This is a genomic window from Acinetobacter sp. YH12052 (genome assembly GCF_013419835.1).
Taxonomy (GTDB): domain Bacteria; phylum Pseudomonadota; class Gammaproteobacteria; order Pseudomonadales; family Moraxellaceae; genus Acinetobacter; species Acinetobacter amyesii.
Window position 1 is genome coordinate 1 of the sequence record NZ_VOZI01000011.1, and the last position, 21,871, is coordinate 21,871.

The window sequence follows — 21,871 nt, forward strand, 5'->3', positions numbered from 1 at the left end:
CAGCGTTCAATCTGAGCCATGATCAAACTCTTCAGTTTAAAATCAATAGTACATATAGTGTACCAATCTTGGCTCATCAATTACTGACAAAAATTTGCTCAAATAAACTTCGAGTAATTTCTACCATTAATCAATGAAAATAATTTCGATCAATCAACTAGTAAAAATCCACACAAGTTGTTCTTCATAATCTCTTAATGATCTTCTTGTTGGTTCGTCACCAGCAAGCTAGGTCGGCTATATTACTCTTTATCTCTAAAGAGTCAACCAGTAATTCAAATTATTTTTAAACTTATCAAATAAAACCAAACTTAATCAATTCAACCAAGTCATTGTTTTATCAGAAGTTTTAATCTTCATCACCGCCGATGGATGTGCATTCTACAGCATTTCACATCCGTTGCAACACCCTTTTCCATTTATTTTTAGTTTTTCATTACGTTTGTTTATTTATTCTACTAAATCAGTGTTTTTTACTTAAAAAGTGTTTTTAGCGTACAGAAAGCATGCAATACGCCAAAGGCACCCATAAGATAAACATTAAAACTGGCATAACACCGTGCACTTCTTCAGGTTTTCTATACAGCCATTGAATAAATGGAATGGCGATACCAAATAATGTAACCATCAATAGCACATCAACCAATCCACCTTTCAGCAGTAGCCACAGCAAAACTGGCACACTCATCATTAAGCCAATTATCAATAAAAAACAGTATTCGTATTTTCTGAGCTGCCATCGTGTGAACCCTTGAATGATCCAGAATTGTTCTGCAGATTCAAAATTTGATTTTAAGTCCATTTTTATTACGCCTAGATTGAATAAACTCAGTGCAATATAGACGGCACACATTAATTGGAATAATTGTGAAGCAGTGAAATCAAGGCTCATGATGTTCCAAGTATCCACCTGTGTGGCGAACCAATACAAAATCACGACCGCAGTAACCGAAATACCGATACTGACAATACGGTGGGTTAGAAATCTTTTATGAAATGCCTGACGAATAATGAGTTTATTTTGGTTGAGCCAAAGTGGGCTATATTTCTGTATCACAAATACGCTAGGTACTTGCAGCTTTATTGGTTTGGATTTCCTACCGAGCAGCCAGAATTTTATTGCCGCTATACAGATGAAAGTAGATAACAACACCGCAACGAGTTGAGCTTCCAATATCGCTAGGCTCAAAATGGGCAAATATGTCAAAAGGCAGACTAAAACCCAATATTGATTCTGTTGTAAAAGCAGCATTTGTATGATTAATAAATTAAAGATCCAAAGAAGCATCAATACACTAATACCAATGGAAGCCAAAAGCTCATACTCAACCCAAACATATAAAAGCGCCAAAACAAATGGCAATAACATCAAAAAGCTTAAACTGCCTAAAAATTTGATTTCCACTGCAAAGCGACTTTTGAGCGTGATTGGCAATAGCGCTAGATAGCGATACCCTTCTCCACCGCTCAAAGCTTTACGCTGTATCGCACACCAAAATACATTTAAGGCAAGAAAGCCTGTCCAAAGAAACAGATTCGTGATTAACGATTTGCAATAAACCAAATCAATAATGGGTTGCACTAAAGATAAGAGCAGTCCGAATAGCATTGGCCCGAGAATTAATGTGACTAAAATAAGTAAATGCTTTTGCCGTGCAACTGCGTCTGCTGTGGTCTTGACATAAAATATCCATCGATATTTCAAAAGCGTTTTTATGATTGTTCGCTGCCCAACATGTCTTTGTATATTCATGCCGCCTGCTCATTGGACTTTAACCTATCTAGCTCGATGATTTTTGCTGCAAGACTGTCTCTAAATACAGGATCATGGCAAGACAATAGAATCAATTTTGATTGGCTCTGCTGTAAAAGTATGCTTGTTAATTCAGCCAAGGCGTTTTGATCTAAGCCATTGCTCGGTTCATCTAAAATCAGTAATGGTGCCGAAGTCATTAAGGCTGCAACCAATAAAAACTTTTTGGTTGTGCCAAAAGACATGTCAGCAAATGGCGTGGCTAAATAGTGTTCTAATTTAAATTTTTCAATGAATATTTGATACTGCTCATGCGCTATCCCTCGAATATCACACATTAAATTCAGAAACTCCTGCCCTTGTAAAAAATCATAAATAGGGCTTTTATCTGGCACATAGGCCACAAGTTTCTTGTATTCATTGTTATGAGGGGCATATGGCTGATCATTAATCAAAATATTGCCTGCATCGAAATCCAGCATCCCAGCAATCATCGCAAGTAAGGTGGACTTCCCTACTCCATTCTCAGCGACAACAGCGACAATTCCGAATTCGTTTAACTCTAAATTTAGATTTGAAAATATACATTTTCCCGCAAAAGATTTGGACAATTGCTGCAAGCTCAAAGAAACCATCATGATGTTCCTGATTTATTATATTAAGTTATTGATTTATTATTAATCTATCTTCACATATCTTAGATCTGAATTAAATAGATTCTTTAATCGACAACTTTAATTTTTTCAGTGTTATTCACTATCTAAATACGCCAAAATCATCTTCGGCAATTCCACTTTAAGCTGCTGTTCTGTAATTAAAAAACTATTATTGCTCACATAGCGCATCATGGTAAATAAAGTACTGTTAATAATCACAAAAGAGCGATGTTTCAGCGTTTCAAAGTTCCAATGTGAATAATAACGATTAAATAAATACATCCCAACTTCAAAAAAATGCTTTTCCAAAACCTGAGAGGCATCTGAATGACTGTATTGATGCCAATGTTTTAAGATCTCAATGAAGAAGCCACGATCAGCTTTCAACATATCAAAGCCAAACTGAATACAAAGTGGGATCACCTCATAAATACTGTGCTGCTCTTGCTCCACGACTATATTTTTTAGTGCTAACCCCAATTGTTCTGATTTTCTGAGCAGTAACTCTTCTACGATTTGTTCTTTATTTTCAAAATATTGATAAATCGATCCAACGCTCACACCAGATTTTTCCGCAATTTTGGGCGTCGTCAGCTCCAGTAAACCTTGTTCTGCAATACACAACTGCGCTGCTTGCAAAATGCTTTCCACGATCATTTTCGCGCGTTGTTGTTGTGGTCTTTTTCTCATTCTATTGCTCTCCAATGCGATAGTGTTATGCGAATTGAATGCGAATAAATATTCATATTAGTGTGGTATGCAACAATAACATTGAAGATCAAAACATGACCACTCACTTCAATACCCGACTGGCTTCATTTCAGGCCACGCAGCAATCTAATCTACTGAGTTTTCTGTTGTCTCATTTGACGGGTCAGGCTGCACAGCCAAATTACGCTCAATATCTTGCCCTCAATAAAGCCTTGCAATGTGGTGATCCACAGATGGAAAAAGTGCTCACGTGGATGATGCAGAACCCTAAACAGCATCGTGAATATTTTGAAATCGCCTTATTTAAAGGTGTCGAGCAGCTCCCCTTTCCTATTCCTGAGCTCGAGCATTTTTTTAAGCATGTTGAACAAACACCGCCTTGGTTAGAGCCAGAAAAAATACAGCAAGCCCTTGAATTCACCCATCGCCTAGGGATTAACAATGGCTTTATATTGCGAGATCTTTCACTCATGGTGGGTTATCTCTTCCCCGGTTTCAATCAGCCGCTCATGCTGACCGGTGCTTTAAATAAACAAGCAGGTACACGTCTGGCTGAAACCACAAAATGGTGGGTAGATATCACTGAAGAACGCGGACTCGAACGTTTGTATGCGGGATTTACATCGACGATTTATGTGCGTTTTATTCATGCTGTGGTACGGCATCAACTCCAAAAAGGTAAAGACTGGGATTTTGCAACGAGGGGGGTGCCGATGAATCAATTTGACTTGGCGATGACCAATCTTGCCTTTAGCAGTGTGGTACTTTTGGGCATTCGCGCTTTAGGGATTTTTCCATCAAAACAAGAGACTGAAAGCTTTTTGCACTTTTGGCGTTATGTGGGTTGGTTGATGGGTATTGATGACAAATGGTTAATTGAAAAAGAATCTGATGGTTGGAAACTGTTGTATTGGATGCAATTTGTACATCCTCAATCTGATGCAAGCAGTATGGCTCTCGGCGCCAGTCTCTCTAAAGAACCTTTTGAACGACAGTACAAATACCTCCGAGCACTTCAGCAAAAACTGGCTTATCGACAACATCTGGAGCTGACACAATTTTTTATTGGCAAAAAACGCATGCATAAATTAGGGCTCAAACCACAGTCCGCCGCATGGTTTGCCTATTATTTATTGGCTAGAAATCTTGTCCTGTATTCAGGCGCTAAGCATGTCCCAAGTTTAAATCAAAAATTACAGCAAAAAGGCCGTGCGATTCAAAAACTCGGTTTAGCACTGTATCAAAGTAAGGCCAAACAACTGGCCAGTATGCACCAATAAAAAAAGCAGAGCGATCGCTCTGCTTTTTAGATGACAAATGTCAGGACTTAGAATTTCATCGAAATACGTGCCCAATAATTGCGACCGATATTATTAAACTGTTGATCAGTCGCTAAACCTGTCCCTGCATCACCCAGTTTATTTAGATGTTCGGTATAAGTTTTATTCAAGAGATTATCCACACCCACAGATACATCTACACCCTCATCAATATGATAAGTACCATTTAAAGACAGTGTGCCAAATCCTGCACTTTCTTTCAGGTCATAACCCACGATATTGCCTTGGTGCGCACTGATACGATTTTGCCCATCAACCACACGCCAGAATGCTCCCAAAGTATAATTATCTTGGATATAACGTAAGTTGATACGTGCTTCTAACGGTGAGATTTGTGGTAATGGCTTGCCATCTGTGGTGTTTTTACCCCACGCATACATTGCGCTGACATCGGCTTGAATATGATCGCTAAATTGATAGCCAATCCCTGCTTCAGCTCCCGCAATGGTAGCATCGACATTTTTCGCACCCGCGCTAAAGGTTGAACCATGATCATGCTCACCTGTATTTGGATGATTGTGATAACTCATCAAAATAAAGTCCTGAATCAGCCCCGCATAGGCAGACGCCCATGAACTGAATGCGCCATGTTCATGTTGATAGCCCACATCTAACTGCAAGGTTTTTTCAGGCTCAACGCCATTAAAGGTGTTTGTTGTGCCTGCATTGCCATGTTTAGGACTAAATAATTCCCAATAATCTGGCATGCGCTCTACATAGCCTAGACCGATATAGGTTTTACCATTGTCATGTTCAGGGTGCTTATTTTCAAAACGAATAAAAGCACTTGGTAATGTTTCATTCAGCTCCGTGTTATAGCCACTCGCTTTCGAAGCGGCGCGCTCATCTTTCACTTGTACTTGATCGAGACGAAGTCCCGAAACCAACTTATTGTTGTCACTCAATTGATAACTGACTTCTCCAAAACCACCATATGACTGAAACTTCATATCGGGTTCACGTGCTTTGTCTTTATAGCTATTGCGCATCCCTTTGCGAATGCTATGTTCATTGTTCTGTGTGTCAATGCCTGTGACAAAGTCAATCTTATCCCATTCATGTGTCACAGCCATACGTGCATTTAATGTTCTGCGAGCAACATTCGATGCCATTGGCATATTCATCATGCCACTTGGTTGAAACTCACGTAAGCTGAAGTTATCCATGACATGATCATTAAAACTATAGTTGACCTGTGCTTCGATTTTTTTAATCACCTCTGTGACATTTTTTTTCTCGACACGAAGGCCTAAGCTTTCACGGGCAAATTGCGAACCATCCATTGAACGGCCTGCGTATACAGCCTCACCATCGGCTTTACCTCCAGTAAGTTCTACCCATGTATCTTCGTTTGGCGTCCAACCAAGAGCCAAATCTGTATTCCACCGCTCCCAGTCTGACGGCACAGTATTACCATCTCCGTCTTGGTAGCTATCCGCAACAGAACGACTGGCATTCAAACGGACATATTTTTTCTCATCACCGACTGCCGCTTCGACATTGTGATCTAAACGACCATAAGAACCGATCATCACACTGGCTTGACCACGGTAGTTTTTATCAGCATCGAACTGTTCAGGTTTGCGTTCAAACAAGACTGTTGCAGCAGAACCTGTATTGGCATATTGAACCGTTTGAGGTCCTTTAATCACTGAAATTCGGTCATAACTTTCAGGGGAAATATAAGACGTTGGTGCATCCATACGACTCGGACACGCCCCTAGATTTTCTGTGCCATCGGTCAAAATTTTAATGCGTGAACCAAACATGCCACGGAAGGTTGGATCTGCATTGGTCCCCCCATTTTTAATAGCACTAAAACCTACAATACTTTTTAAATAATCGGCCCCATCACTGGCAGGTATCGGTTGAATCGGCTGTTTGGGATTGGCACGAACAATCAGGCCATTGGCATCATTCCCCTGATGTGATGTCACCACAATCGGTGCCAAAGTCTGTACGGCATTGGTTTCCGTCATCTCTACGGACATCTCGTCAGCCATCACCGTAGTTGAATAGCAGGCAATACAAATTGCAGCCGCAAGAGGCTGTAGAAAAAATTTAGGCTGAGCCATGTTTATCTCACAAAATACATAAATAAAGGCGTACCTGAGTCCTCAAAGACCCAAGTTTAAAAAACGTCGGATTTATGCAGCGAGTGGCGGGGCTCGACCTTGCGGAAGTAAAAAGAGTTGTTGAAGAACAAACCAGACATGCTTGAAAGCTTTTTGAAAAGCAATTAAACGAACTTGAATTCGATCAAGCACTTCTTTCACATCAAGTTCAGGGGGCAAAACCAAATTGCCATAGACCGTACAATACTGACATTGATGACTGGCATCATGTTCATGGGCAGTATGATCGACTTGAACTTGCTCTACATGAGCGGAAGATGAATGGTGTGAATTTGCGGTATGTTCAGCATGAACATTGGGAAGTAAAAGTGCACGCGTAATGGTTTCGCAGACCGGAGCAACTTGATATTGCTTGGGCAACAATGGCTGTAAAAAAACAGCAATCTGCAAAAAAACGGCTGCAAAGGACAGCAGCACTCCACTACGAAACAATACAGGCAAACCCTAACATTTGTCTGACCCAAGTATAACAAAGCCCAATCGAAATTGGGCTTCTCTCAGGTATTTTTTAACCGCGATCAATTAACGTTTAACTGCGACTTTATCTTTTTGACGTTGGCGAACCAATTTTTCCACTTTGTCACGTGCACGTTGACGTTTCAAAGGCGATAGATAGTCGACGAACAACTTACCATTTAAGTGATCCATTTCATGTTGGATACAAACTGCGAGAAGTCCGTCCGCTTCCACTTCAAATGATTGACCTTCAAGGTTAATTGCCTGAATTTTTACACGTGACGGGCGCTCAACTTTATCGTATATTTGAGGCACTGATAAACAGCCTTCTTCATAGGGCTGCGTCTCTTGCGTCAATGGCGTAATTTTGGGGTTAATAAACACCATGGGTTGATCTTTTTCTTCAGATAAATCCATGACTATCAGCTGAATATGGTGATCTACCTGTGTTGCTGCCAGGCCAATTCCCGGTGCTTCATACATAGTTTCAAACATGTCGGCTGCTAACTGACGAATTTCATCAGTAACTTCTTCGACTGGTTTTGCAATGGTACGAAGACGGGGATCGGGGAAACTTAAAATAGGTAATAAGGCCATACGACGTCCTCACTTATGCCATTGATCAAAAAACAAAATGAAGGAATGCTTCATCAAAAAATTGTGTGTAATATCGTTATTATAACGCAGTTACATACATAATTTTAGGAATTATGATAATGAAAAAGGTTTTGAAGGGCATGCCAACTTTTAGTGCCTTGGGGTTTAAAAAACAATTATTGGCACTTACAGTCTGTGTAAGTGTGGGGATGGGAATGGTCAGTGTTGCAGAAGCTGCCCCTGCTCGTAACGTCAATCCACCGTCATTGAAGGCAGGTGCGCCTCAAGTTTATGTGGTGAAAAAAGGCGATACGTTGTGGGATATTTCCAAGCGTTTCTTAAAAAATCCTGTGCGCTGGCCTGAAATCTGGGCGAGCAATAAACACGTGAAAAATCCGCATTGGATTTTCCCAGGTGACCGCCTATTAATGTGTACCTACAATGGCCGCCCAATCATCGGTAAAGATGAAGGTGATGGCTGTGAAGGTATCATTCGTCGCTATACAGGTGGCACTAAACTTCAACCACAAGTTCGTGTTGAATCCCTAAATAGTGCGATTCCGGTTATTCCATTGGAATATATTAAGCAATGGCTTGAGCGCAGCATGATTGTTGCAGCTGATTCTGTGGAAGGCACACCTTACATTTTAGGTACAGCTGATCAACGTGTATTAGCTGCCAAAGGCCAAACAGTTTATGCACGCGGCCAAGGCATGCAAGTCGGTCAACGATATGCTGTTTACCGTGAAGGCGAACCGTACATCTTTACCGATGCAAACGGCAAAAAATACAACGCAGGTTTAGAACTGACTCAAGTCGCTTCAGGTGTTGCCGTTCGTGGTGAAAATGACATTACCACTTTAGAACTGACCGATACTTATAATGCCGAAGTTCGTCGTGGCGATCGTGTTCTTCCTGAATATGACCCAATGCTGCCAACGCTGTTCTATCCAACCAATGCAGAAAATGTCACTGCTGGCGGTAGTATTGTTCGTGTCATGGGCTCGATTGGTACTGCAGCGGTTCACAGTGTGGTGACGATCGACCGTGGTAGCTTGCAAGGCGTTCAATCTGGTCAAGTCTTTAGCGTGAACCAAAAAGGTGAAATCGTGACTGATCCGAAAACCAAAGAAAGTGTTCAACTTCCAGGACAACGTATTGGCAACATCATGGTATTCAAAACATTTGATAACTTAAGCTATGCTTATGTACTTGAAAGCGAATTACCAATCAAAGTGGGTGCAACGATTCAGCCACCACTGATGGATGACTAAGACCAAATCCATAAAAATGAGGCTGTATTTCAGCCTCATTTTTTATTATCCAACAACGATATCACTGATCATTTTAAACCATAAAAAGAAGACATTTTCAAAGGTCTCATTATGCTCAACTCATTAACTGACTTGCATTTAGATTACATTCGCCTGTGGTTTGTGGTGCAACACTCACTTCGTAGTTTCTATAAAATTCAGCAGCACTATCCTGTCCTACACCACGCCCTTAAGCCTGATCAAATCACCACTTGGCAAAAATTAGGACTGCATAAAAATCATTTACAGCGCTTTGAAGAATTTCATAGTCCAAGTGGACAGCTTAGCTTTGAAAAATGTCTCAAGGATATTCAACAATACAGTGACTTTGTACTGATTCCTGAAGACCTGAACTATCCTCAACAGCTTTTACCTTATAGCGACAAGCCGCCCATTCTATTTGGGCAAGGTAATGCCCAAGCCTTGATGCAACCCCAAATTGCGATTGTTGGTAGCCGCAAACCTAGTCCCCAAGGTCGGCAAATTGCTTATGATTTTGCTTATTATCTAAGTGAGCAAGGGTTCTACATCAATAGCGGTTTAGCACAAGGAATTGATGAAGCGGCACATCGCGCTGCCATACAACACCACAGAACCATTGCCGTGATGGGCACAGGTTTAGATCAAACTTATCCGACCGCACATCAGCGTTTAAGACAAGAGATCATCCAACATGGTGGGACCGTAATCAGTGAGTTTCTTCCACACACTCCACCCCTGCAACACCATTTTCCACATCGAAATCGTATCGTCAGTGGGCTCAGCCTTGGTGTCATCGTGGCGGAAGCGGCATTAAAAAGTGGTTCACTGATCACAGCTCAACGCGCTGCCGAACAAGGCAAATCTATTTTTGCCATCCCAGGCCATATTTATAGTGAGTCGCATCAAGGTTGCCATCAACTCATACGCGAAGGTGCAATTTTGATTGATCATCCACAACAGGTCATTGAAGACTTAGCATTGGCAACACAGTGGCAATCACAAGCTGCCGAAACCTTAACAACCACCGAAATAGCGACACCCGAAACAGCAACACCGGACACTCCACCACCCGACCCCATCCCAGAACATTTAATTGCGCTGTATCGGCAACTCGATTGGGTCGGCCAAAGCCTTGATCAATTGTCCATTCAACTCAAAATTGATACCGCGACATTGACCAGTCAACTGATGGAATTAGAGTTAATGGGCTATGCCACACAACAAGCCGGACACTACTTACGTTGTAGAATGGGTAAATTAGGTTCACAATAGTCCTTTGTCGAATCAGATAAGGTCTATAGAAATGATTACCACCTCTGTTGCAGAAGCAGCTTCCTGTCTTAAAAAAGGTCAGGTTCTCGCATATCCTACAGAGGCTGTTTGGGGATTGGGCTGTGATCCCTACAATGAGCAAGCCTTTCTCGAAATTTTGCGCTTAAAACAACGTCCCATTGAAAAAGGCGTGATTTTATTGGCTGCCAATGTCGCTCAAGTTGAACACCTGCTCCAAGGCTTAACAGAAGATATGCGTCAGCAAGTCATTGCGACGTGGACCAACCGTAAACCCAATGAACGTGCAACCACATGGTTATTACCAGCTGGCGACCATATTCCAACATGGATTAAAGGCAATCATCCAAAAGTCGCAGTCCGTGTGACCACCCACTCTTTATGTGTGGCTTTATGCCAAGCTTTTAATGGCTTTATTGTGTCTACCAGTGCCAATCCTGCAGGATTAACCCCTGCACGTTCCTTACAAGAAGCCAATCAGTATTTTGCCAATGAACTCAATTACTTAAATGGTGATCTCGGTCTAAGCCAAGAACCAAGCAAAATCATTGATGCTGAAACAGGTGAAATCATCCGCGCATAAGCTCGGATGCCTCTCTACACCTGCCTTTCGGAAAAATACAGACAAAAAAAAGCTCAGCCATATAGGGATGGCTGAGCATAAAAAAGGATGTGTATAAAATCACATCCAGAGGGTCTTACAATCTCTGGGTAAATATCAAGTAATTATTTAAAATTAAGAATTACTTCATCATTTACGACAAAAGTATTATGTAATATTTTTTTAAATTTAACAAATAGATTTTTTATATAAATAAAACCACTGACAAGCACTTTATTTGTGATTTTATAACCACTTAGTCAAAATATGTATCTATTTTTGATTGATTTTTAAGACGAGCATTTGTTTTTTAATTTAGTTTTACACTCAAAAATTCATTTTCAAAAGATTTACTCTATAAAAAAATAAGTTTGTTTGCTTATTTTTTAATCAATACTTCTCATAAATTTTCAACTTTTTACTGGATTTACTTACGCTGCGCCAAGATCACCCCAGTAATCGCCATCACTGTGCCCACGGTATGATAAAACATCCACTGCTCAGCCAACCAGAAATAGGCAATGATCGCAGTAAATACCGGCATCAAATTCATAAAAATACTGGTGCGATTCGGCCCGAGATGTTGCACAGCCAACATCCATACCAACGGTGCAATCAATGATGGAAAAATTGCCGCATAAAATACACTTGGCGCATTCGCAGGATTAATCGCATCAATGCCTAAATACAACACGAATGGCAAGTGATATAAAACGGCAAAGAAAATTTGTACATATAAGCTCAACAGTAGCGGAAGTTTCAGTTGCCATTTTTTTAAAAACACCCCATAAAAGGCATAGAAAAACACTGCGAAAATCATGAGGATATCGCCGAAATGTCCGCCCATATTCAGTAATTGACTGAAATCTCCTTGCGCAATGACAAACAATAGCCCCGTAAATGAAATCGCACAGCCCAAGATGGCATAGCGATTAGGCACATCTTTCAGTATGAAAAATGCAACCGCAATCGTAAAAACAGGGATAAAGGCATTGATGATACCCATATTGGTCGCCGTCGTATAATGCGCAGCGGTATAGCCCAAGCCTTGATATAACACCATGCCAAAAGCACTCAGCACAGCCAATTGCTGCCAATGCTGCCCGATAAGCTGTCTTTGCTGCCAAACGGTTTTGAGCATAAAGGGGGTTAGGATCAAAAATGCAATAAACCATCGATAAAAACTGATACTGACTGGTGAAATATAATCAGTTACATAGCGGGTGACGGTAATATTTAACGACCATATAAATACTGCGATCAGAGGCAAACAAATTGCAAATTTCGCCCAACGCGCTTGAAGCAACATGTCTGACTCCTCAATATATCGTGCAAAGATTGGTCTAGGTATTTTGAGTGATGTCTGTTTTAATTGAAATACATGATTTCAGACATTTATATTGTAGTTCAGACATCGACACCTAGGCATATATGACATCAGCACCGATTGAACAACAAATCGAGCTTTTTGAAGCGCACTACACCACATTAGATACGGTCTATCCGCACAGTTGTCTTTGGGGTGATTTTAATTTTTGTCTCGATGGTATTTTCGAATATGAGATACAAGGGCAACACCATCTCTCACCTGCCAGTTATGGGGTGTGGATTCCCCCACATACAGAACATTGCTCAGTCGCGATTGATGAGCAACCTATTCATTATGTGGCAATCCGACTGGCACCTGATCTCTGCATAAATTTCCCCAAGCAGACGGAAGTATTTAGCATCCAGCCTTTCTTTCGTTTGTTGGTGCAAGAAATTTTGGCCTTTCCTACAGAGCAACATACCACACCACCCTATCGACACCTACTACAGGTCTTATTCGACCAGTTAAAAACTGCACCCAAACATCAACATTATTTACCGCAAAGCCATGATGCGGTGTTAAAGCCGATCTTGGCGCAGCTTGCAGATGTAGATCATTTTAGCTTGAGCCTACAACGATGCTTATCCAATGTTGGTTTGAGTGGGCGTCAGTTACTGCGGCTGAGTCAGAACGAACTGCAAATGAGCCTTTCTGAATGGCGAAACCGTGCAAAAATTATTTATGCCATTCAACAACTCCGCGCTGGTCAGTCTATTAAAGCTCTCAGCTATGAATTGGGCTATCAACACAGCTCAAGCTTTATTGAGTTTTTTAAACGCTATACAGGAAAAACCCCAAACCAACACCATGCCACTACTTAAACGATAAGCACTCAAGCAAGCCTCAGCTCGAATTCTGCAAACTACTACAAAAATTATGCGAAAAGCCTATCGATAAAAGCTTGCTGTTCACCAGATTTCCCTTTAAAACAAGGATGAAAGGCACAACTTCAATTAGGAACGAATATGTCAGCTTCAGTTTACGATATCCCGGTAAAAACCATCCAAGGTGATGACACCACACTCAATCAATACCAAGGCAAGGTTTTATTATTGGTCAATGTGGCCTCTAAATGTGGGCTAACACCGCAATATGAAGGCCTAGAAAAACTCTATACAGAAAAGAAATCACAAGGTTTTGAAGTCTTAGGTTTTCCTGCCAATAACTTTTTAGAACAAGAACCTGGTTCTGAAGCGGAAATTCAAGAATTTTGCTCGATCAACTACAAGGTCGATTTCCCACTTTTTGCAAAAATTTCTGTTGCAGGCGCGGATAAACACCCCCTTTATCAAACCTTAACCCAAGCCATTCCTGAACGCATTGGTGAAGGCCCATGGTGGGATGATTTAGTTGAATACGGTTTAACACCAAATCCAAAGCCTGAAGTGCTCTGGAACTTTGAAAAATTCCTCGTGAATAAACAAGGTGAAGTTGTGGCTCGATTTGCACCTGACATCAAGGCAGATGATGCACGTATTGTCGATGCCATTAATGCTGAATTAGCCAAATAATTCGCCAATATCTCAATCTCTCAGTTAAGATTATTTTGATTTTAACTGAGATTGATCATTTTAAATTATCACAATAATAGTTATCAATTATCACATAATGATAATTTACATAGTTTATCCATTATTTTAATATTTCACATACACATTGTTCAAAGTTTCCCTGTAAATACTCATTATGATGAGTCTTATCAAATCACATCCAGCAGTAAACAGGTGAACTTATGAATACATTAATGAAAGCTATCGTTTTATCTATTTCGACAGCACTTGTTGCTGCTCCAGCAATGGCTGCACCGCAAAATAGCCAACAACATGCACCTGCGCATAACCAAAATACGAAAGCTCAACAGCACACTAAACAAAACACACCAGTAAAAAACCAAAGCCAGAACAAGAAAAAAGCCGTAAATCCATCACATGATTGGCGTTCTGGACAAAAAGTACCTTCTGAATACCGTGGTCATAGCTACAAAGTAGACCACACCAAATACAAAAAATTGTCTAAACCAGGCAAAAACCAGCAATGGATTAAAGTGAATGGCGACTACATTTTAATGAATGCTGTCAGCCACGCCATTATCAAAATCATTGCGGGTTAAACCCACCAAAACATCAAAAGAGGGCAAATGCCCTCTTTTTTTTTGTTCAAGCGATTATTTTGTTATTGCTTTGCAACAATCTATTTTTAATCCACATTCTGCCCCTATATTCAAAGCATAGACTTAACACATAGTGATGATTGAATGAAAAAGCTAGTGCAGAATGCCCTTCTCCCTTTTGCCATTTTTAGTGGTGTTTTGGTGCTGATCGGTTGTGACCCTGCAACAGCACCTGAGCAAGACATTCAAACTACCACTGAAGAAGTTGAATTATCCAATACGGCTTCCTCTGAGCATCATGAAGCAACTGAAACAGAATCAGCGGCTCAGCAACAAAATCTAAAAAGCGGCAATATGTTTTACATTGTCCGTGATGTCGCCGACATGCAATTGAAAGCGGGCAGCTATGTTGAGCAATTGAAACAAACCCAAAGCGATATTGAAACGGCAGTCAATAGCCAAGACCCGATTCAACTACAAAAAGCAGCCGATCAGCTGCAACAACAATTGAAAGGTTTTAATCAGGCACTCAGTGGACTGAACCTAAAAAGTACTGAAATCAATGATATTCGCAGCAATTTACAAGCTGCCAATCAGCAAGTTTTGGCTTCACCCTTTTTAAATGGTCAAATGGATTTAACTCAAGTCGATATTCAGAAAATTAAAAATCAAATGGGTAATATCCAACTGGAGATGGTTAAACTTGCCAGCATGATCATTTCAGATCATTCAGCTCAAGAAAAAACATCAGAAAGCTAATTTTCTCTTAGCTCTAAACATGCAAGACAGACCTTTCAATCATACTGAATCGGTCTGTCTTGATTTTGCTCTATGTTATGTTGCCTGTGGGATTTTGCATTAAAGCCGCATATCAATCACGATACGGCCATCAATTTTACCTTTTTCCATACGATCAAAAATATCGTTGATATTTTCGAGCGGTTCAACATGAATATGTGCTCTGACTTTACCGCGCGCAGCGATATCTAGTGCTTCTTTTAAATCCAGACGTGTCCCAACAATTGAACCACGTACCGTAATTCCCTCCAGCACCATATTAAAGATCGACAAGTCAAAAGTTCCGGGTGGCAAACCATTTAAGACCATGGTACCTCCACGACGGACAATGGCAACAGCCTGCTCAAAGGCCTTCGGAGAAACCGCCGTCACCAAGACACCATGACAGCCTTCACCCGTTGCCTGCAACACTGCTTCTTTTACATCGGTTTTTAAGGCATTAATGCCGACATCGGCACCGAGATTTTTGGCCAATTCAAGTTTTGAGTCATCAACATCAATCGCTACGACATTAAAGCCCATTGTTTTGGCATATTGCACTGCCACATGACCTAGACCACCAATACCGGAAATGGCGACCCAATCCCCAGTTTTGGCCTCGGTCATTTTCAATCCTTTATAAACAGTGACACCAGCACATAGAATAGGTGAGATTTCTAATAGATCGACACCTTCAGGAATCACACCGACGTAATCACCATCTGCTAAGCAATATTCTGCAAAGCTGCCGTTGACTGAATAGCCTGAGTTCTGTTGTTGTTTACATAAGGTTTCCCAGCCCGCATAGCAATGATCACAATGCCCACACGCTGAATATAACCAAGGAATCCCGACGATATCACCAACTTTTAAATGTTCAATTCCTTCACCAATTTCAACTACTTCACCGACACCTTCATGTCCAGGGATAAAAGGTAAGGTTGGCTGAACAGGCCAATCGCCATGCATGGCATGTAAGTCGGTATGACAGACACCTGTCGCGATAATTTTGACCAAGACTTTGCCCGGCGTGACTTTAGGAATTTCGACTTGTTGTATTTGTAGTGGTTGATTAAATGCAGTCACTACGGCTGCTTTCATTGTTGCCATATTTATTCTCTCCATCTTATAAGTGTTGAGATTATTTTTTAAACAACCTAGCTCTACTATAGAGGAAGAATAAATTGGTCGGCGTGATGAATTTGTAAGCAATTCTCTCGGTTTGCTACTTCTTGTGATTCAGTACCTGATGATCGGTTGATCGACCACACATCACAAAGTGCCATGCTGTAAATTCACAATATTTTTTAATCTAAAACTTCCCACATAGTGTTAAGAACCGATATTCAAATATTTGAAACGCATAGAATTTTTAAGCATAGAAAATCTCCCAACCAGAAAATAAACAACTGCCTCTTTTTCCTATTTTAAGATTGAGCAAACTCATAGGTATTACAGTTTTTATCTTGTCCAAGTGCACGTTGCACATCTTGCTTAAAACGGGCTTGGGCAAAATGAAATTTGGCTGGCAGAAACAGGGTAATTCGAGTTTTGTCAGCTCCCATTCCCTCCACCAACATTTTATGTAGAAAAGCGCCATTTTCTGTACGCGCCATCAGCGTGCCCTGCTCTAAATGTTCTTCCAGTCGATTGTCAGTATACACATAAGCTTCTGCTGAGGTGAACGCCACACAGTGGTTATAGGCTTGTCTTAGGTTGCGAAAAGCGGATAAATAGGGAATTTCAAGTTCTGTACTGATGCCATTATCCACTGATTCCGCTACCAATGCGGCTTCAGTCGCGACATTCGGTGTGGTGACATATTGGCTTTGGCAGGCAAGCAGCGGCGTTGCCAGCAATAAGCAGAAACATAATCGAAGTGTATACATAAAAAGTCCTGACCTATTTTGTTGTTATTGGCAGTGCAAAAATTGTAGCAAAAGCCCGTAGCTGCTTTAATATGTAATATAAGGTCTACAGATTTTTTCATCCACTATGCAACTGATTATTTTCACCGGTGTACAAGCATCGGGTAAATCCACATTTTATATGTTGAATTTATATCACAGTCATTTGCGTATTAATCTTGATATGCTGAAAACCCGACATCGGGAAAATATGATCTTTGAAGCAGGTTTGGCATCCAAAACCAAAATGGTGATTGACAATACCAACCCAAATCGGGAAGCTCGTGCTCGCTATATCCAACGCGCAGTTGATGCAGGGTTTGAAGTCATTGCTTATTATTTTGAAACCGATTTGGACAGCACCTTAAAGCGCAACAGTTTACGTGAAGGCAAAGCTCATATTCCAGAAGTTGGTGTGCATGCGACCTATCGAAAGCTTCAAGTTCCGTCACGGGATGAAGGCTTTGATCAAATTTTTAAAATTAAAATTATCAGTCACGGCGAGTTTTCAATTTTACCCATGCATGAATAACGACCATTAACCTGCTTTTTGGCTATCTTGCCATTTTTTAAAAGCCGATTGCATGGCCTGACGCTCATATGGTTTCACTAAACGACTTTCTAATGAAGCAAAATCACCTTTATAGGCAGCAGCGACCATCGATTTTGCCAGTTCTTGAATACTCATACGCCCACGGTGTTCATATTGTTGAACTTCTTCATGGGTGAGTTCAACATCCCAACATGACACGACAGAACTTAGATCAACCGCAATGCTCAAGTAATATTGATCAAAGTCTTGATAGAGTTCCCAGAAGTGGGGTTCGAAGGCAATAAGGTTCATAAGAATTTATTAGGCAGATGATTTATTGCAGATTAAGACAAAAGCTGCATGAAATATATGCAACTTTAGATCACGTCATTTACTTTAAATTTAGTAAAAACAATATTTCTAAAGTCGATGTACGAGCAACGTATAAAAAGCTAGAAGTACCAAATTTAGATGAAGGGTTTGATGAAATATTTAAAGTAACAATTGTAGGGAATGGGGAGTTCTTAGTTAGTTTAGATTAAGAACTCTCCTTAAAATTATTTTTTGTATTTAGCCATTATTTCCATCATTCGTTGCATACCTTCCAACTGTAGCTTTAATAATTCCTCTACACCCGATATAGACTCTACCATTGATGGTATTGGACGCTCTCCAAATTGAGCATCCTTATCAAACCAAAATTTCAACTGCCTATTTTTTAAACCACTTTTTATCGAATCTAATGTTTCTAACCATTTAGTTGACCCACTTTTTTGAGCTTCAGCTAAAGCTGTTCCAAATGTGAACTCTCTAGATTTTGATAAGTGAAATCTTTTTTTAAGACGGAGATCCATGTGTAAAGTATGCATTTCCAAACTAAATTTATAATCATCTAAATCAAGTAGATTGAAAATTTCTTTATAACTATCTGTAACTATCATCCAATCACTTTCAGGACATATATCATCTGCCAAACGATCTAAATCACAAGGGAAAAGCTTCCTAATAGTAGTTGGTTGCATCTCTACTCCCAAAGATAAATAGATTTTATGCACTAACTCAGAACAGAATGAACTTTCACTTTCTACAAACTTAACATCTTTAGATTTATATACTTCAGTACTGTAACTCTGAGCATAAAATTGAAGTGTATGTTTTAATACTAAATCCGAATCCATTTCGGCAAGTTTATTATTTCTAATGACTCTCCAATTAGCTTTGCAATTTTCCAACTCTATGAATAGGGGTGAAAGATGCACTCCTTTACCACCAGTTGCATGTATAACCACTCCATCTCCTATATGAATCATTACATGACTACTGCATGCCTTCATATAAAATAGTTTTTGTGCAGCAATTAATTTTGGCGATATCTTATTACACCCCTCTACTAAAATTACGTCTCCGATTTTTAAATTAGATAGAGCATTTTTATAAATTTCACCATTCTCATTATTAATATTCATTTAATTCGTACCAATCATTTTACATTTCAATAATATACTTGCCATAAAAAAACCACCCTTTCGGGTGGTTTCTTCAATCTCAAACTGCGTCTTATTGAGCGCGGTTTTTGATTTTGCGGATGGTTTCCAACTGAGCAGCAGTTTCTGCAAGAGCAGCCAAAGCAGCAGCTGAGTCCAAGTCGCTCTTTTGATTTGCTAACAATTGTTCAGCTTGTTTACGAGCTTCAATAATTGCTGCTTCATCAAGGTTGTCAGCACGTACTGCAGTATCTGCAAGTACAGTAACAACGTGCGGTTGAACTTCTAGTACACCACCTGATACATAGATTAATTCTTCTGTACCATTTTCAAGCAGAACGCGGATTGCGCCCGGCTTGAGCAAAGTTACTAGTGGTGCATGGCCAGGCATAATACCCAACTCACCACCAGCACCTTTAGCAATTAGCATAGTTACAGTGCCAGAGTACAAAGACTCTTTAACACTTACAACGTCACATTGCATAGTTGACATGAGAATCTCCTAAATTAGGTAACTAATTAAAGTTTCTCAGCTTTAGCAATAACTTCGTCAATACCACCAACCATGTAGAACGCTTGTTCTGGAATGTGGTCGTATTCACCAGCTAGAAGACCTTTAAAGCCACGAATTGTTTCTTTAAGCGGTACAAGTTTACCAGGAGCACCAGTAAACACTTCAGCTACGTGGAACGGTTGAGAGAAGAAACGTTGGATCTTACGTGCACGGTATACAGTAAGTTTGTCTTCTTCTGCCAATTCGTCCATACCAAGAATTGCGATAATGTCTTTCAATTCTTTGTAACGTTGAAGAACGTTTTGAACTGAACGAGCGATTTCGTAATGCTCAGTACCCACTACAAGTGGATCTAACTGACGTGAAGTAGAGTCAAGTGGATCGATCGCTGGGTAAATACCAGAAGATGCGATGTCACGGCTCAATACAACAGTCGCGTCCAAGTGAGCGAAGGTAGTAGCAGGCGATGGATCTGTTAAGTCATCGGCAGGTACGTATACCGCTTGAATTGACGTAATAGAACCAGACTTAGTAGACGTAATACGTTCTTGAAGAACACCCATCTCTTCTGCAAGAGTCGGTTGGTAACCTACTGCAGATGGCATACGACCTAGAAGTGCTGATACTTCAGTACCCGCTAGTGTATAACGATAGATATTGTCGACGAACAATAGAACGTCACGGCCTTTACCGTTTTCGTCTTTTTCATCACGGAAGTACTCAGCCATAGTCAAACCAGTCAACGCTACGCGTAAACGGTTACCTGGTGGCTCATTCATCTGACCGTAGACCATTGCTACTTTGTCTAGAACGTTAGAGTCTTTCATTTCGTGATAGAAGTCGTTACCTTCACGAGTACGTTCACCAACACCAGCAAACACAGATAAACCTGAGTGAGCTTTCGCGATGTTGTTGATCAACTCCATCATGTTTACAGTTTTACCAACACCGGCACCACCGAACAGACCAACTTTACCACCTTTAGCGAACGGGCAAAGTAAGTCAATGACTTTAATACCAGTTTCTAAAAGGTCAGTAGAAGCCGCTTGTTCTGCATAAGAAGGCGCTTGACGGTGAATTGGTAAACGAGCTTCAGTACCAACAGGACCAGCTTCGTCGATCGGGCGACCAAGAACGTCCATGATACGACCTAAACATGCAGTACCTACAGGTACAGAGATAGGCGCGCCAGTGTTAGTTACAGTAAGACCACGCTTAAGGCCTTCAGTAGAACCCATTGCAATAGTACGAACTACGCCATCACCAAGTTGCTGCTGAACTTCTAATGTAGTTTCAGTACCATCAACATGGAGAGCGTCATAGATCTTAGGAACGCTGTTACGTTCAAACTCGACGTCGATAACCGCGCCGATGATCTGAATGATACGACCGCTACTCATTGCTGTCTCCTCAATTCAAACTAATAATGTTAAACGGCAGCGGCACCACCAACGATCTCAGAGATTTCCTGAGTAATCGCGGCTTGACGCAGCTTGTTATAAATAAGTTGTAGGCTCTTGATCAATTCACCCGCGTTATCAGTTGCAGCTTTCATTGCAACCATACGAGCAGACTGTTCACATGCGATGTTTTCAATCACACCTTGATAAACCATAGACTCAATGTAACGAACCAATAAACCATTTAAAAGCTCTTCAGCTTCTGGTTCATAGATATAGTCCCAACCGTATTGACGGTTTAGACCTTCGCTTTCCTCAGCAGCTGCTAAAGGAACAAGCTGTTCGATTTTTTGGTTTTGAGTCATGGCGTTGACAAAGCCGTTTGACACTAGATAAATACGATCTAACTCGCCTTTATCAAACGCGTCTAACATCACCTGTACAGAACCAGTTAACTGTTCAAGACTCGGAGCATCACCTACGTTTGTAGTTGCACCAAGAACTTTACCGCCGTAGTTTTTAAAAAACGAAACCGCTTTTTGACCAATTAAAGCAAATTGAACTTCAATTGACTGCTCTTGTTGCTGTTGTACGTGTTTTACCACTTTTTTGAACAAGTTAATGTTCAAACCACCAGCAAGGCCACGATCTGAAGAAACAATGATATAGCCAACGCGCTTTACAGGACGTTCAACCATATAACGGTGTTTGTATTCAGGGTTCGCTTGTACCAAATGAGCAATTACACGGTGCATATTTTCGGCATACGGACGGCCTTGAGCCATGCGCTCTTGCGCACGACGCATCTTAGAAGCTGCTACCATCTGCATCGCGCGAGTAATTTTCTGCGTGCTTTTGATACTAGCTACTTTGGCGCGAATTTCTTTTAAATTTGCCATACGCTTAACCTAGTATTCGAAAGCCCTTTCGAGCTTCCGAAGGTT

At 40.7% G+C, this 21,871-nt stretch carries 23 protein-coding genes; 9 read left to right on the plus strand and 14 right to left on the minus strand.

What is annotated here, in order from left to right:
• Window positions 1-490: 490 nt before the first annotated feature.
• The 3 genes from FTU06_RS09440 to FTU06_RS09450 all read right to left on the minus strand — a co-directional run bounded on the left by FTU06_RS09440 (window position 491) and on the right by FTU06_RS09450 (window position 3,099).
• Window positions 491-1,753, minus strand: a complete 1,263-nt coding sequence (locus tag FTU06_RS09440; RefSeq protein ID WP_180146238.1) for a hypothetical protein — start codon at window positions 1,751-1,753, stop codon at window positions 491-493.
• On the minus strand, window positions 1,750-2,391 hold the full coding sequence (locus FTU06_RS09445; RefSeq protein WP_180009533.1) for an ABC transporter ATP-binding protein: 642 nt from the start codon (window positions 2,389-2,391) through the stop codon (window positions 1,750-1,752). Before FTU06_RS09445 ends, FTU06_RS09440 begins: the two co-directional genes overlap by 4 nt.
• A gap of 111 nt (window positions 2,392-2,502) precedes the next feature.
• Entirely contained in the window at window positions 2,503-3,099 is a 597-nt protein-coding gene (locus tag FTU06_RS09450; RefSeq protein WP_180009532.1) for a TetR/AcrR family transcriptional regulator, read from the minus strand.
• Between the two features lie 95 nt (window positions 3,100-3,194).
• Between FTU06_RS09450 and FTU06_RS09455 the strand changes: the two genes are divergently transcribed.
• Window positions 3,195-4,400, plus strand: a complete 1,206-nt coding sequence (locus tag FTU06_RS09455; protein ID WP_180113448.1) for an oxygenase MpaB family protein — start codon at window positions 3,195-3,197, stop codon at window positions 4,398-4,400.
• 47 nt (window positions 4,401-4,447) lie between these two features.
• Here the strand turns inward: FTU06_RS09455 and FTU06_RS09460 are convergent, their stop codons facing one another.
• From FTU06_RS09460 to def, 3 genes are all read right to left on the minus strand, one after another.
• Entirely contained in the window at window positions 4,448-6,535 is a 2,088-nt protein-coding gene (locus tag FTU06_RS09460; protein WP_180146243.1) for a TonB-dependent copper receptor, read from the minus strand.
• Between the two features lie 72 nt (window positions 6,536-6,607).
• Complete coding sequence (locus FTU06_RS09465; RefSeq protein WP_180089662.1) at window positions 6,608-7,036, minus strand: DUF2946 family protein; 429 nt, start codon at window positions 7,034-7,036, stop codon at window positions 6,608-6,610.
• Window positions 7,037-7,117: 81 nt separating this feature from the next.
• Entirely contained in the window at window positions 7,118-7,648 is a 531-nt protein-coding gene (def, locus tag FTU06_RS09470) for a peptide deformylase (protein ID WP_078191459.1), read from the minus strand.
• 119 nt (window positions 7,649-7,767) lie between these two features.
• Here def and FTU06_RS09475 point away from each other — a divergent pair, with 119 nt between their 5' ends.
• From FTU06_RS09475 to FTU06_RS09485, 3 genes are all read left to right on the plus strand, one after another.
• Entirely contained in the window at window positions 7,768-8,922 is a 1,155-nt protein-coding gene (locus FTU06_RS09475) for a LysM peptidoglycan-binding domain-containing protein (RefSeq protein WP_180146247.1), read from the plus strand.
• Between the two features lie 111 nt (window positions 8,923-9,033).
• Window positions 9,034-10,215: a DNA-processing protein DprA gene (gene dprA / locus FTU06_RS09480; RefSeq protein ID WP_180089664.1), complete on the plus strand. Its 1,182-nt coding sequence runs from the start codon at window positions 9,034-9,036 to the stop codon at window positions 10,213-10,215.
• Between the two features lie 31 nt (window positions 10,216-10,246).
• Window positions 10,247-10,816: an L-threonylcarbamoyladenylate synthase gene (locus tag FTU06_RS09485; protein WP_111885874.1), complete on the plus strand. Its 570-nt coding sequence runs from the start codon at window positions 10,247-10,249 to the stop codon at window positions 10,814-10,816.
• Window positions 10,817-11,261: 445 nt separating this feature from the next.
• Here FTU06_RS09485 and FTU06_RS09490 read toward each other — a convergent pair whose 3' ends face one another.
• Window positions 11,262-12,143: a DMT family transporter gene (locus tag FTU06_RS09490; protein ID WP_180146250.1), complete on the minus strand. Its 882-nt coding sequence runs from the start codon at window positions 12,141-12,143 to the stop codon at window positions 11,262-11,264.
• A 122-nt stretch (window positions 12,144-12,265) separates the two neighbouring features.
• Here FTU06_RS09490 and FTU06_RS09495 point away from each other — a divergent pair, with 122 nt between their 5' ends.
• The 4 genes from FTU06_RS09495 (at window position 12,266) to FTU06_RS09510 (ending at window position 15,072) form a co-directional block, all read left to right on the plus strand.
• On the plus strand, window positions 12,266-13,024 hold the full coding sequence (locus FTU06_RS09495) for a helix-turn-helix transcriptional regulator (RefSeq protein WP_180146253.1): 759 nt from the start codon (window positions 12,266-12,268) through the stop codon (window positions 13,022-13,024).
• A gap of 144 nt (window positions 13,025-13,168) precedes the next feature.
• Window positions 13,169-13,714 (plus strand): glutathione peroxidase, encoded by a 546-nt coding sequence (locus FTU06_RS09500; protein ID WP_111885877.1) that lies wholly within the window; start codon window positions 13,169-13,171, stop codon window positions 13,712-13,714.
• A gap of 221 nt (window positions 13,715-13,935) precedes the next feature.
• On the plus strand, window positions 13,936-14,313 hold the full coding sequence (locus FTU06_RS09505) for an RcnB family protein (RefSeq protein ID WP_078191466.1): 378 nt from the start codon (window positions 13,936-13,938) through the stop codon (window positions 14,311-14,313).
• Window positions 14,314-14,457: 144 nt separating this feature from the next.
• Window positions 14,458-15,072, plus strand: a complete 615-nt coding sequence (locus FTU06_RS09510; protein WP_180022166.1) for a hypothetical protein — start codon at window positions 14,458-14,460, stop codon at window positions 15,070-15,072.
• Window positions 15,073-15,171: 99 nt separating this feature from the next.
• On the opposite strand, the gene adhP is transcribed toward FTU06_RS09510, so the two are convergent.
• Window positions 15,172-16,200, minus strand: coding sequence for an alcohol dehydrogenase AdhP (gene adhP, locus FTU06_RS09515; RefSeq protein ID WP_180022167.1), 1,029 nt, complete (start codon window positions 16,198-16,200; stop codon window positions 15,172-15,174).
• 317 nt (window positions 16,201-16,517) lie between these two features.
• On the minus strand, window positions 16,518-16,979 hold the full coding sequence (locus FTU06_RS09520) for a hypothetical protein (protein WP_180022168.1): 462 nt from the start codon (window positions 16,977-16,979) through the stop codon (window positions 16,518-16,520).
• 106 nt (window positions 16,980-17,085) lie between these two features.
• Between FTU06_RS09520 and FTU06_RS09525 the strand changes: the two genes are divergently transcribed.
• Entirely contained in the window at window positions 17,086-17,529 is a 444-nt protein-coding gene (locus FTU06_RS09525) for an ATP-binding protein (protein WP_180089670.1), read from the plus strand.
• Between the two features lie 6 nt (window positions 17,530-17,535).
• On the opposite strand, the gene FTU06_RS09530 is transcribed toward FTU06_RS09525, so the two are convergent.
• The 5 genes from FTU06_RS09530 to atpG form a co-directional block, all read right to left on the minus strand.
• Complete coding sequence (locus tag FTU06_RS09530) at window positions 17,536-17,841, minus strand: hypothetical protein (RefSeq protein ID WP_180089672.1); 306 nt, start codon at window positions 17,839-17,841, stop codon at window positions 17,536-17,538.
• A gap of 245 nt (window positions 17,842-18,086) precedes the next feature.
• Entirely contained in the window at window positions 18,087-18,995 is a 909-nt protein-coding gene (locus FTU06_RS09535; RefSeq protein WP_180089674.1) for a YiiX/YebB-like N1pC/P60 family cysteine hydrolase, read from the minus strand.
• A 91-nt stretch (window positions 18,996-19,086) separates the two neighbouring features.
• Window positions 19,087-19,506 (minus strand): F0F1 ATP synthase subunit epsilon, encoded by a 420-nt coding sequence (locus FTU06_RS09540; protein ID WP_078191472.1) that lies wholly within the window; start codon window positions 19,504-19,506, stop codon window positions 19,087-19,089.
• A gap of 26 nt (window positions 19,507-19,532) precedes the next feature.
• Window positions 19,533-20,927, minus strand: a complete 1,395-nt coding sequence (gene atpD, locus FTU06_RS09545; RefSeq protein WP_078191473.1) for a F0F1 ATP synthase subunit beta — start codon at window positions 20,925-20,927, stop codon at window positions 19,533-19,535.
• 29 nt (window positions 20,928-20,956) lie between these two features.
• Window positions 20,957-21,826 (minus strand): F0F1 ATP synthase subunit gamma, encoded by an 870-nt coding sequence (gene atpG / locus FTU06_RS09550; protein ID WP_078191474.1) that lies wholly within the window; start codon window positions 21,824-21,826, stop codon window positions 20,957-20,959.
• Window positions 21,827-21,871 lie beyond the last annotated feature (45 nt).

Excerpts from the sequence above, each read along its gene's own strand:
- FTU06_RS09530 (WP_180089672.1), bottom strand. The coding sequence starts at position 17,841 with ATGAACCTTATTGCCTTCGAACCCCACTTCTGGGAACTCTATCAAGAC.
- FTU06_RS09495 (WP_180146253.1), top strand. The coding sequence starts at position 12,266 with ATGACATCAGCACCGATTGAACAACAAATCGAGCTTTTTGAAGCGCAC.
- FTU06_RS09490 (WP_180146250.1), bottom strand. The coding sequence starts at position 12,143 with ATGTTGCTTCAAGCGCGTTGGGCGAAATTTGCAATTTGTTTGCCTCTG.
- FTU06_RS09485 (WP_111885874.1), top strand. The coding sequence starts at position 10,247 with ATGATTACCACCTCTGTTGCAGAAGCAGCTTCCTGTCTTAAAAAAGGT.
- FTU06_RS09540 (WP_078191472.1), bottom strand. The coding sequence starts at position 19,506 with ATGTCAACTATGCAATGTGACGTTGTAAGTGTTAAAGAGTCTTTGTAC.
- FTU06_RS09510 (WP_180022166.1), top strand. The coding sequence starts at position 14,458 with ATGAAAAAGCTAGTGCAGAATGCCCTTCTCCCTTTTGCCATTTTTAGT.
- def (WP_078191459.1), bottom strand. The coding sequence starts at position 7,648 with ATGGCCTTATTACCTATTTTAAGTTTCCCCGATCCCCGTCTTCGTACC.
- FTU06_RS09505 (WP_078191466.1), top strand. The coding sequence starts at position 13,936 with ATGAATACATTAATGAAAGCTATCGTTTTATCTATTTCGACAGCACTT.
- FTU06_RS09535 (WP_180089674.1), bottom strand. The coding sequence starts at position 18,995 with ATGAATATTAATAATGAGAATGGTGAAATTTATAAAAATGCTCTATCT.
- adhP (WP_180022167.1), bottom strand. The coding sequence starts at position 16,200 with ATGGCAACAATGAAAGCAGCCGTAGTGACTGCATTTAATCAACCACTA.
- FTU06_RS09455 (WP_180113448.1), top strand. The coding sequence starts at position 3,195 with ATGACCACTCACTTCAATACCCGACTGGCTTCATTTCAGGCCACGCAG.
- FTU06_RS09525 (WP_180089670.1), top strand. The coding sequence starts at position 17,086 with ATGCAACTGATTATTTTCACCGGTGTACAAGCATCGGGTAAATCCACA.
- FTU06_RS09445 (WP_180009533.1), bottom strand. The coding sequence starts at position 2,391 with ATGATGGTTTCTTTGAGCTTGCAGCAATTGTCCAAATCTTTTGCGGGA.
- atpD (WP_078191473.1), bottom strand. The coding sequence starts at position 20,927 with ATGAGTAGCGGTCGTATCATTCAGATCATCGGCGCGGTTATCGACGTC.
- FTU06_RS09450 (WP_180009532.1), bottom strand. The coding sequence starts at position 3,099 with ATGAGAAAAAGACCACAACAACAACGCGCGAAAATGATCGTGGAAAGC.
- FTU06_RS09460 (WP_180146243.1), bottom strand. The coding sequence starts at position 6,535 with ATGGCTCAGCCTAAATTTTTTCTACAGCCTCTTGCGGCTGCAATTTGT.
- atpG (WP_078191474.1), bottom strand. The coding sequence starts at position 21,826 with ATGGCAAATTTAAAAGAAATTCGCGCCAAAGTAGCTAGTATCAAAAGC.
- FTU06_RS09500 (WP_111885877.1), top strand. The coding sequence starts at position 13,169 with ATGTCAGCTTCAGTTTACGATATCCCGGTAAAAACCATCCAAGGTGAT.
- FTU06_RS09475 (WP_180146247.1), top strand. The coding sequence starts at position 7,768 with ATGAAAAAGGTTTTGAAGGGCATGCCAACTTTTAGTGCCTTGGGGTTT.
- FTU06_RS09520 (WP_180022168.1), bottom strand. The coding sequence starts at position 16,979 with ATGTATACACTTCGATTATGTTTCTGCTTATTGCTGGCAACGCCGCTG.
- FTU06_RS09440 (WP_180146238.1), bottom strand. The coding sequence starts at position 1,753 with ATGAATATACAAAGACATGTTGGGCAGCGAACAATCATAAAAACGCTT.
- dprA (WP_180089664.1), top strand. The coding sequence starts at position 9,034 with ATGCTCAACTCATTAACTGACTTGCATTTAGATTACATTCGCCTGTGG.